The sequence below is a fragment of the Streptomyces sp. NPDC047117 genome (genome assembly GCF_040643545.1).
In the GTDB taxonomy this organism is placed as follows: Bacteria; Actinomycetota; Actinomycetes; order Streptomycetales; family Streptomycetaceae; genus Streptomyces.
Genome location: NZ_JBEYUN010000030.1, coordinates 58,048 through 68,302 on the forward strand (window position 1 = coordinate 58,048; position 10,255 = coordinate 68,302).

Annotated in this window: 8 protein-coding genes; 6 read left to right on the top strand and 2 right to left on the bottom strand. The window is 73.6% G+C overall.

From position 1 onward, the window contains the following. Window positions 1–20 precede the first annotated feature (20 nt). The 3 genes from ABZ840_RS35670 (at window position 21) to ABZ840_RS35680 (ending at window position 3,561) form a co-directional block, all read left to right on the top strand. Complete coding sequence (locus ABZ840_RS35670; RefSeq protein WP_361567567.1) at window positions 21–1,193, top strand: acyl-CoA dehydrogenase family protein; 1,173 nt, start codon at window positions 21–23, stop codon at window positions 1,191–1,193. Between the two features lie 2 nt (window positions 1,194–1,195). After that, window positions 1,196–1,939 carry an enoyl-CoA hydratase/isomerase family protein gene (locus ABZ840_RS35675; protein ID WP_361567570.1) on the top strand — a complete coding sequence of 248 codons (744 nt, stop codon included), beginning with the start codon at window positions 1,196–1,198 and terminating at the stop codon, window positions 1,937–1,939. A gap of 71 nt (window positions 1,940–2,010) precedes the next feature. Continuing rightward, the gene (locus ABZ840_RS35680) at window positions 2,011–3,561 is read left to right on the top strand and encodes a cytosine permease (RefSeq protein ID WP_361567573.1); all 1,551 of its coding nucleotides are present in this window, start codon (window positions 2,011–2,013) and stop codon (window positions 3,559–3,561) included. On the opposite strand, the gene ABZ840_RS35685 is transcribed toward ABZ840_RS35680, so the two are convergent. Next, on the bottom strand, window positions 3,536–4,660 hold the full coding sequence (locus tag ABZ840_RS35685; protein WP_361567575.1) for an acyl-CoA dehydrogenase family protein: 1,125 nt from the start codon (window positions 4,658–4,660) through the stop codon (window positions 3,536–3,538). The genes ABZ840_RS35680 and ABZ840_RS35685 overlap by 26 nt on opposite strands. Window positions 4,661–4,803: 143 nt before the next feature. Between ABZ840_RS35685 and ABZ840_RS35690 the strand changes: the two genes are divergently transcribed. Both ABZ840_RS35690 and ABZ840_RS35695 read left to right on the top strand, forming a co-directional pair. Then, complete coding sequence (locus tag ABZ840_RS35690; protein WP_361567578.1) at window positions 4,804–6,417, top strand: AMP-binding protein; 1,614 nt, start codon at window positions 4,804–4,806, stop codon at window positions 6,415–6,417. Window positions 6,418–6,469: 52 nt separating this feature from the next. After that, a complete protein-coding gene (locus ABZ840_RS35695; RefSeq protein ID WP_361567580.1) occupies window positions 6,470–7,330 on the top strand; it encodes a PaaX family transcriptional regulator C-terminal domain-containing protein in 861 nt (286 codons plus the stop codon). Between the two features lie 563 nt (window positions 7,331–7,893). Here the strand turns inward: ABZ840_RS35695 and ABZ840_RS35700 are convergent. After that, the gene (locus tag ABZ840_RS35700; protein WP_361567583.1) at window positions 7,894–8,658 is read right to left on the bottom strand and encodes an HAD family hydrolase; all 765 of its coding nucleotides are present in this window, start codon (window positions 8,656–8,658) and stop codon (window positions 7,894–7,896) included. A 515-nt stretch (window positions 8,659–9,173) separates the two neighbouring features. On the opposite strand from ABZ840_RS35700, the gene ABZ840_RS35705 reads away from it, so the two are divergent. Continuing rightward, a complete protein-coding gene (locus ABZ840_RS35705; protein ID WP_361567586.1) occupies window positions 9,174–9,884 on the top strand; it encodes a TetR family transcriptional regulator in 711 nt (236 codons plus the stop codon). Window positions 9,885–10,255 lie beyond the last annotated feature (371 nt).

Genomic DNA, 10,255 nt, shown 5'->3' on the forward strand with positions numbered 1-10,255 from the left:
TCCACCTTCTGGGAGACACCGTGCAGTTCGCATACACCCCGCGCCTGGCCGAGCTGAAGGAACGTGCCGCCGGGCTCACCGCGAAGATCATGCCGTACGAGGAGGAGTGCGAGGCGAACAACGGCCTCACGCCCGAGGCGCTGGCCGCCATCCGGGACGAGGTGCTGGCCAGTGGCCTGCAGGCGATCAACATGCCGGTCGAGTGGGGCGGCGCCGGGCTGACCGTACTGGAGCAGGTCGTCGTCCAGGAGGAGCTGGGCAAGCTGACCGGCGCGCTGTGGGACACGGTCTGGCGCCCCGCCAACTGCCTGCGCGCCGCCACCCCCGAGCAGCGCTCGCGCTATCTGCTGCCCGGCATCCAGGGCCGCTGCCGGGACGCGGTCGCGATCACCGAGGCGGACGCCGGCTCCGACCCGTCGGGGATCCGCACCACCGCCGTACCGGACGGCGGCGGCTACGTGATCAATGGCGAGAAGTGGTTCGTCACCGTCGGCGACGCGGCCGACTTCCTGATCGTGCTGGCCAACGTCCAGCCGTCCGGCGCCCCGACGCTCTTCCTGGTCGACAAGGACACCCCCGGCGTCTCGGTCACGCGCACGCCCCGCTACACGCACACCTTCGTCTACGAGCACCCCGAGTTCCGCTTCGAGGACGTACGCGTCGGCTCCGGTGCCGTGCTCGGCGAGGTCGGGCAGGGGTACGAGCTGACCCGCGACTGGTTCACCGAGGAGCGGCTGATGATCGGGGCGCGCACGATCGGCGCCGCCGAGCGGGCGCTGCGGCTCGCCACCGACTGGGCCCGGGACCGGGTGCAGGGCGGCGAACCGCTGATCAACCGTCAGCTCATCCAGGGCATGCTGGCCGACTCGGTCGTGGACATCACCACCAACCGGGCCCTCACCCACCAGGTGGCCTGGGAGTTCACCGAGGGCGGCGACCGCAAGCTGCTGCACGCGCGGGCCGCGACGGTGAAGCTCTCCGCGTCCGAGGCGTCCAACCGCGTGGTGGACCGCTGCCAGCAGATCTTCGGCGGCCGCGGCTACATGCGGGACCAGCCCGTCGAGCGGCTCTGGCGCGAGCTGCGCGTGGACCGCATCTGGGAAGGCACCTCGGAGATCCAGCGGCTGGTGATCGCCAACGAGATCACCAAGCGCGGGCTCGACGGGCTGCTGTCCTTCGCGGCGGAGGACTGAGCGTGGCCGCCGAGGGCCGCACCGATCCGGCCGGCGAGGTGGAGACCGTACGGGACGGGGACGTCGCCGTGCTCACCGTCCGCCGCGAGGCCAAGCTCAACGCGCTCTCCACGCACCTGGAGTCGCGGCTCCTGGACGCGCTGCGCTCCCCCGAGGTCCGCGACAGCCGGGCCGTGGTGGTGACCGGGGGGCCGCGGGTCTTCTCGTCCGGCGCCGACACCCGCGAGCTGCGCGAGATGACGCCGGCGGCGATCGCCGCGTACTACCGCTCCTCGGGCGCGGTGTACGAGGCGCTGGCGGCGCTGCCGCAGCCCACGGTCGCCGCGGTCGCGGGCCACTGCCTCGGCGGCGGCTTCGAGCTGGCGCTCGCGGCCGACTTCCGGATCGCCGACGAGACCGCCGGGTTCGCGCTGCCGGAGGTCGGCATCGGCATCCTGCCCAGCTCCGGCGGGGTGACCCGGCTGGTCCGCGCGGTCGGCCCGGCCCGCACCCGTGACCTGGTGCTGCGCGGCCGCCGGATCGCCGCGGCCGAGGCGTACGCGTGGGGGCTGGTCACCGAGGTCGTGCCGGGCGGCGCGCACCTCGCGAGAGCGCGCGAGCTGGCCGCCGAGCTGGCCGGGCAGCCACCGCTGGCGGTGTCGCTCACCAAGCAGGTGATCGGCGCCGCGGCGGAGGCCCCCCGTGAGACGGGGCTGCTGCTGGAACAGCTCGCGTACACGGCGCTGCACCGCACCGACGACAGATGAGAGCCCGGGGGCGGGCCGCGGAGTGGGACCGCGGCCCGCCCCTTCCGTTCCCCTTCACGAGGAGTCGCATTGTGAAAGCCAGCCAGGCCGGTACCCCTTCGCAGACCCCGCCGGACGGCGGTGGCGGGGGCAGGCCCGTCATCGAGTCCCGGTCCATCGACTACGTGCCGCTGGCCGAGCGGCACGGCAAGGTGTGGCACCTCTTCCCCGTGTGGTTCGCGGGCGACGCGCACCTCGCCACCATCGCGACCGGCGCCATCGGCGTCGCGCTGGGCGGCAACCTCATATGGACCGCGATCGCCGTGGTGCTCGGCGGCGCGTTCGGCACCTTCTTCATGGCCTTCCACTCCACGCAGGGCCCGCAGCTGGGGCTGCCGCAGATGGTGCAGTCCCGCCCGCAGTTCGGGTACGTGGGCGCGCTGCTGGTATGGGTGGTGGCCCTGACGACGTATGTCGGGTACACCGCGTTCAACCAGATCCTGATCGCGCAGACGATGGACCACCTGGCCGGCACCCCGGCCGGGGTGAGCTACATCGGGTACGCGGTGCTGGCGATCGTCCTCGCGATCGTCGGCTACGACGTCATCCACCGCGCCTCCCGCTGGCTCACGTTCCTGGTGATCGCGGTGCTGGTGGTCTTCTCGGTGGGTGTCGTGGCGGCCGACCCGTTCTCCGCCGCGCAGCTGGACCTCGGCGGCTTCGTGCTCGCGCCGTTCCTGGTGCAGTTCTTCACCGCCGCCGTGTACCAGATGTCCTGGTCGATCTATGTCTCGGACTACTCTCGGTACCTGCCGCCGACGGTCGGCGTGCGGTCGTCGTTCTGGTGGACGTACCTGGGCGCGTGGGTCGGCGGGGCGTGGATGATGCTGATCGGGACGGTCGCGGCCGGGCTGTTCCCGAAGGCCGAGCTGGTCGACTCGGTGATCTCGGCGGGCGACGAGCTGTTCCCCGGCTTCGGGGTGACGCTGCTGCTGGTCTCCGTGCTGCCGCTGATCTCCATCGGCACGCTCAACTTCTACGGCGGCAGCCTGACCCTGCTCTCCAGCATGGACTCGGTACGGAAGATCCGGCCGACGCCCGCGAAGCGGGTGGGGGCGCTGCTGGTGCTCGGCGTGCTGTCCACGGTGATCGCGTTCGGCTCCGACCGGGCGTTCCTGACGGACTTCGGACACTTCCTGACCGTACTGGGCTACCTCTTCACGCCCTGGACAGCGATCAACCTGGTCGACTTCTACGTGGTGCGGCGCGGCCACTACTCGATCCGGGAGATCTTCAACCCGCGCGGGATGTACGGCCGGTGGAGCGGGCGCGGGCTGCTCGCGTACGGGATCGGCTTCCTGTCGATGCTGCCGTTCGCGGAGATCGGCGACCTGGAGGGGCCGGGCGCCGCCTGGGTGGGCGGCGCCGACATCACCATGCTGATCGGCCTGCCGGTCTCGGCCGGGGTGTACCTGCTGGCCTGCCGCGGGCTGGACCTGACGGCCGAGCGGGCCGCGGTGGCCGCGGCGGACGCGGGGCTGGAGGAGGCCGGACTGGAAGACGGCGCCGCGGACGGTGACGGGGACGGTGGCGGGGCGTCCGACGGCGGGGCTCCCGTCAGCGGTACAGCTCCCGCGCGATGATCGTCCGCTGCACCTCCGTCGCACCCTCGTAGATCCGCGGCGCGCGCACCTCCCGGTAGAGGTGTTCGAGGAGGTGGCCGCGGCGCAGCGCGCGGGCGCCGTGGATCTGCACCGCCGCGTCGACGGTCTCCTGGGCGGTCTCGGTGGCGAGCAGCTTGGCCATGGCGGCGCGTTTGGCAACGTCGGCCGCGCCCGCGTCGTAGGCCGCGGCCGCCGCGTACACCAGCAGCCGGGCCGCCTCGACGCGAGTGGCCAGGTCGGCGAGGCGGTGCGAGACGGACTGCAGGTCCTTCAGGGGGCCGCCGAACGCGGTGCGGGTGGCGGCGTGTTCGAGCGCGGCGTCCAGCGCCGCCTGGGCCATGCCGATGGCGAAGGCGCCGACGCTGGGCCGGAAGAGGTTCAGGGTGCGCATCGCGACGCCGAAGCCGTGGCCCGGCTCCCCCAGGACGTCGTCCCGGGACACGGGGACGCCGTCGAAGACCAGCGTGCCGATGGGGTGCGGGCTGAGCATGTCCAGGTGCTCGCCGCTCAGCCCGGGCCGGTCCGCGGGCACGAGGAAGGCGGTCACGCCGCGCGCGCCGGGGGCCTCGCCGGTACGCGCGAAGACGGTGGCGAAGTCCGCCTCGGGCGCGTTGGAGATCCAGCACTTCTCGCCGCTGAGCCGCCAGCCGCCCGCGCCGTCCGGCTCGGCGGCCAGGGTGAGCGCCGCCGCGTCCGACCCGGCGTCCTGCTCGCTCAGCGCGAAGGCGGCGACCGCGCGCCCGGCGGTGACCTCCGGCAGCCAGCGCGCCCGCTGCTCCTCGGTACCCGACTGGAGTACCGGACAGGCCCCCAGTCCTTGGAGGGCCAGCGCGGTCTCCGCCTCCGTGCACTCCTGCGCCAGCGACTCCCGCAGAAGGCACAGGTCGAGGGCGCGGACGGTGCCGCCGTCGGGGAACAGGCGGCGGAGCAGGCCCAGCTCGCCGAGGGCCGCCACCAGGGGGCGGTTCACCCGCCCCGGTTCGGCCTTCTCGGCGAGCGGGCGCAGCCGGTCGGCGGTCAGGGCCCGGAGTTCGGCACACCACGCCACGTCGTCGGAGTCGAGCGCGAATGCGGTCACAGGGCGGCTCCCTTGTCACGGTCTGCCTTATCGCGATCTGTTGACTGTCGTCACGAACACGTTACGCTGACGAAGCGTCCGTACGGCAGCCCCCGGCGGCCCTCGGACACCACGGCCGAGCGTCACGAGGGGGCGCATGCGTCATGGATCTGCAGCCAACGGCCCACACCGACACCTTCGCCCGCGACCATCTCCCGCCGCCCGCGCAATGGCCCCGGATGGCCGATGCGGGCTACCCGACCCGGCTCAACTGCGGTACCGAGCTGCTGGACGGCTCCCTGCGCCGGTTCGGCGCCGACCGGCCCGCCGTACGCCACGGTGACGGCACGGTCTGGACGTACGAGGACCTGCGCGCACACGTCAACCGCCTCGCCCACGCGCTCACCGACGACCTCGGGGTACGGCCCGGCGAACGGGTCCTGCTGCGCGGCCCCACCTCACCCGAACTGGCCGCCTGCTGGCTCGCCGTGATGAAGGCCGGCGCGATCGCCGTGACCGTGCCGGCCGCGCAGCGCGCCCACGAACTGGCCACCCTCTGCGACATCGCGCGGGTGCGCCACGCGGTGTGCGACATACGGACGGTGGACGACCTCGCCAAGGCCGCGGTACCCGGCCTCGCGATCACCGCGTACGGCGGCGAGGGCCCCGACGACCTGCTGCGCCGGGCCGCCCGCAAGCCCGCCGACTACCCCGCGGTGGACACCGCCGCCGACGACGTCGCGCTGATCGCCTTCACCTCCGGCACCACGGGCCGCCCCAAGGGCTGCATGCACTTCCACCGCGACGTGCTCGCCATCGCCGACACCTTCTCGGCACACGTGCTGCGGCCCGGGCCGGACGACGTCTTCGCCGGCACCCCGCCGCTCGGCTTCACCTTCGGCCTCGGCGGGCTCGTCGTCTTCCCGCTGCGGGCCGGGGCCTCCACCCTGCTCGCCGAGCCCGGCGGCCCCCGCGGACTGCTGCGGCACATCGAGACCCACCGCGTCTCCGTCCTGTTCACCGCGCCCACCGCCTACCGCGCGATGCTGCCCGAACTGGCCGGACACGACGTCACCTCGCTGCGCCGGTGCGTCTCGGCGGGCGAGAACCTGCCCGCCGCCACCTGGCACGCCTGGCACGACGCGACCGGGCTGCGGCTCATCAACGGCATCGGCGCGACGGAGATGCTGCACATCTTCCTCTCCGCCGCCGACGAGGACGCCCGCCCGGGCGTCACCGGGGTGCCGGTGCCGGGGTACGAGGCCCGGGTGGTCGACGCGGCGGGCCGGCCCGCCCCGGACGGCGAGCCGGGACTGCTGGCGGTGCGCGGCCCGACCGGCTGCCGCTATCTCGCCGATCCGCGCCAGCTGGAGTACGTACGGGACGGCTGGAACCTCACCGGCGACACCTACGTGCGCGAGACGGACGGGTACTTCCGCTACGTCGCACGCGCCGACGACATGATCATCTCGTCCGGGTACAACATCGCCGGGCCCGAGGTCGAGGAGGCGCTGCTGCGGCATCCGGCCGTGACCGAGGCGGCCGTGGTGGGCCGGCCCGACGCGGACCGCGGGCAGGTCGTCGTCGCCCATGTGGTGCTCGACCCCGGCCTCCCCCGTACGGAGGAAACCGTCGATGCACTACGGGAGTTCACCAAGGCCGAGATCGCGCCGTACAAGTGCCCGCGCGAGTTCGTCTTCCACGACGCGCTGCCCCGGACGCCGACCGGCAAACTCCAGCGCTTCCGGCTGCGCGCGCCCGTCCGGGAAGTGCCGTGAAGCAGCGCCACCGGGCCGTCGGGGCCCCGGCGGCACGACCTAGAGTGACGGCGTGAGTGACCCGCAGCCGCAGCGCACCCCACGGTCCCTGATCGTCACCTTCTACGGCGCGTACGGACGCGACGCGAAAGGCGCGCCGCTGGGGCCCGTACCGGTGGCCGCGCTGATCACACTGCTGGGCGTGGCGGGCGTCGACCCGCCGTCGGTGCGCTCGGCGGTCTCCCGGCTGAAGCGCCGCGGACTGCTGGTGCCCGCGCGCACGTCGTCGGGGGCCGCGGGGTACGCGCTCTCCGCGGACGCCCGCGAACTGCTGGCCGACGGCGACCGGCGGATCTACGGACGGCCCACGCCGCGCGCGAGCGACGGCTGGGTGCTCGCGGTGTTCTCCGTCCCCGAGGAGGAGCGCCACAAGCGGCACCTGCTGCGCTCCCGGCTGGCCCGGCTCGGCTTCGGTACCGCGGCGCCGGGCGTATGGATCGCCCCGGGGCACCTGTACGAGGAGACCCGGCACGTCCTGCGCCGCCTCCAGCTGGACCCGTACGTGGACCTTTTCACCGGCGCGCACGCCGGCTTCGCGCCGACGGCGGAGGCGGTGACCCGCTGGTGGGACCTGCCCGCGATCGCCGCCCGGCACCGCGCGTTCCTCGACGCCCACGAGCCGGTGCTCGGACAGTGGAGCCGCCGGCGCAGCACGGACCTCGAAGCGGCGTACCACGACTACCTGATGGCGCTGGACGCCTGGCGCCGGCTGCCGTACGCCGATCCCGGCCTGCCCGCGGCGCTGCTGCCGGAGGACTGGCCGGGCGGCCACGCGGCCGCCGTCTTCGGCCGCCTCCACCGCCGGCTGCACGCGGCGGGCGCGGAGTTCGTGAGCGGGGTACTGGGCGAGCGGGGGGCGGCGGGGGTGGAGTGAGCGGCTTGTGGGCGCTGCGGGAATGCGGGGCGCCCTGGGCTTCGCGTGAGGGCGTACGCGGGCGGTGCGTGAACTCGTGTGCTCGGTGTGGGCTGTGCCAGGCCGTGCGTGGTCTCGCGCAGGAGGTCTGCTGGTCGTCGGTTGGTCGGTCGGCAGCGTTCCCGGTACGGGTTCCTGGTACGGGTTCCTGGTACGGGCCGGGGCCCGGCGGGCCGGCCGCCGCATGGGGGTCCGGCGTGCCGCGCAGCCGTGAACGGCCGCGGGTGGCGAGCTTTCCGCCGTGGGCACGCCGTGCGGGGCAGGCGTTGACGGTCGGGTGACGAGTACCGCCGGCGGCCCGGTGCCGGCCGCCGCGGACGGGCGGGCGGACGGGCGGCGAGCGCAACGGGCCCTTGCGGGCAGGGGTCGTGCGGGGCCGCGTCTTTCCGGACGCGCGGCCCTCGACGGGTGCCTCCTGGGGGTCGGTGCGGCCGCGGGGGCGACGGGCGCCGACGGCGCGGGACGGGTCCCGTCCGGCGGCGGGAGCGCGGTACCAAGGTGCGCGCTCCGTGCATGGGCGCGCCTCAGCGCATCCGGGGGTACCCCGCGGCCATTTCGACCGGGCGGGGGCGGGATGCGGCCACCGCGGCGACCACGTCCCGGAAGGAGCTGCACATCCGGGTGCCGGCCACCGCGGCCAGCTCCCCGAAGCGGCCGACGCCGTAGGTGACGGCGATCGGGGCCATGTGGGCGGTGACGGCCATCCGCATGTCGCCGACGGTGTCGCCCACGTACGCGCTCTCGCGCGGCGAGACGCCGAGCTGCGCGACGGCGCGCAGCGCCATCTCCGGGTGCGGCTTGCCGCGTCGCACCATGTCGTGGCAGATGACCGGGCCGACCAGGTCGCGGATGCCCATCACGTCCAGCAGCGCCTCGGCGCTGCGCGAGACCTTGGAGGTGGCGACGGCCAGTTCTATGCCGTGCGCGCGCAGCGCGGACAGCCCCGAGGAGACGCCGGGGAACAGCAGACGCGGCCCCTCGCGGAGCACTTCGTGGGCGAACAGTTCGCGATAGCGATTCATCGCGGTGAGCACCGCCTCGTCCGTCTCGGGACGGCCGAGCAGCTGCCCGAACGCGGCCGGGGCCGGCTTGCCGACCGCGGCGGCGGCCTGCCGCGGGGTCACCCGGCGGCCCTGTTCGGCGACCACCTTCGACAGCAGCCGGCCGATGGCGGGCAGCGTGTCGGCGAGGGTGCCGTCCAAGTCGAAAACGACCGCCCGGATCGGGACCGTACCGGCACCGCGCGGCGCCCCCCCGATGCCTTCGCCGACGTCCGCTGAATCGCGCATTGCTCGATACCTTTCCGATGCGTTGACGGGCCGGTCGGAGTCCGGGACTCCCGCCGGCCGCGGGGGAATCAAATCGATGGCATGTGTGAAGTGTGAAACGGTTCCGTCGGTCCGCAACGCCGCGGGGGCCTGGCAGAGAAGCGTCTCAACGGCTTTCATGGAGGCAACGCGTCCCGTTGCTCGCCTTTGCAGATTTAAAAACCGCCTGCGCTGTTTGTCAATGCGCTGAGCCACACCTCACACACAACCCGTACACGGCCGCAACGCCTGAGGCGCCCGGGACGAGCCGCTGTCACGTGCGTCACACCGCGCGGATCATGGGGGTGCGGCTTCAGCCAATGCCGTCCGGGCGGAGCGGCCGGTATCGGCGCCCGTCCGAAGTGAGTCGTACGATATTGAAACCGCACGGTTGGTTTTCTCTATAGTCTTTGACCATCGAACCACCGAGCCGATGGCGCGCCCGGCGATCCAGCGGCTCGACCGGCCCCGGCCGGACGAGAGACAGGACGGACACAGTGCCCACGCAGCACCGCGCGATACAGAGCCGCCAGGCGCTCATCCGCTCGGCCGCCCAGAGCTTCATCGACAAGGGCGTCTCCGCGTCCGGCATGGTCGACATCAGCCGGCGCGCGAGACTCAGCAAAGGCGCCCTCTACTTCCACTTCGAGTCCAAGGAAGAGCTGACCCTCGCCGTACGGGACGAGGCGCTCGGCGCGCTGCGCGAGCTGGAGGAACAGCTGCTGCGCGCCCCCGATCCCGTACTGAGCGCGTCCCGGGACTTCACGGTCGCCCTCCTGGAGCGGGTGGACCGGGACATCGTTGTCCGGGCCGGCCTCCAGATCCGCCCGGAGAGCGATCCCGAACCCAGCGGCGCCCGTCTGCACCGGCGGTGGTCCGCGCTCTTCCTGGAGAAGGCCGTCACCGACCGCTCGACGGGCCGGCTGCCTCTGGACGCCGATCCGCAGCGGCTGGCACGGGCGCTGACCACGATGGTCGTGGGGCTGCTGGAGCTGGGCCGCGCGGACCGCACGTGGTGGAGCCGGGAGGCCGTGACGGACATGTGGCGGCAACTGGCGCCGGCCGCCCGCACGGTGCCCGCCCCCGGTGCGGGACGCGCGTTACGCACCGCCGGCGTACCGCGCGCCGGTGCCGTACCGCAGCCCGCCCTGCGCGGCGCCGTACGCGACCCGGCCGGCTACGCCCCGCGCCGCACACCACCGCGCTGACGGAACACGGGGAGCGGCGCGACCGCTCGGCATCTGTAGCTCCGCCGACACCGACGCCCGTAGCGCCGCCGGTATCGATGCCCGTAGGGATCCCCGCACCGATGCCCACGTGGACGCCCGTATCAACGCCCACGTGGATGCTCGCATCGATGCCCACGTAGACGCTTGTGCGTCCCGATGGCGCGCACCGTCTCCACCACTCCCCTACGGGCGCGGTGGCCGTCGCCGGTACGACGGCCGCCGCGCCCGGGTGCCGGCGGGGCCCGGTCAGGGCGGGGCCGGGTCGTAGTTACCGGCGGCCAGCCCGAGCAGCAGCATGTCGCCCGCCGCCACCTTCTGACCGCCGACCTCCGTGTCCACGGCGGCCCAGC

Bases quoted from the DNA above. Each gene is read 5' to 3' on its own strand.
- ABZ840_RS35690 (WP_361567578.1), top strand. From the start codon at position 4,804: ATGGATCTGCAGCCAACGGCCCACACCGACACCTTCGCCCGCGACCAT.
- ABZ840_RS35700 (WP_361567583.1), bottom strand. From the start codon at position 8,658: ATGCGCGATTCAGCGGACGTCGGCGAAGGCATCGGGGGGGCGCCGCGC.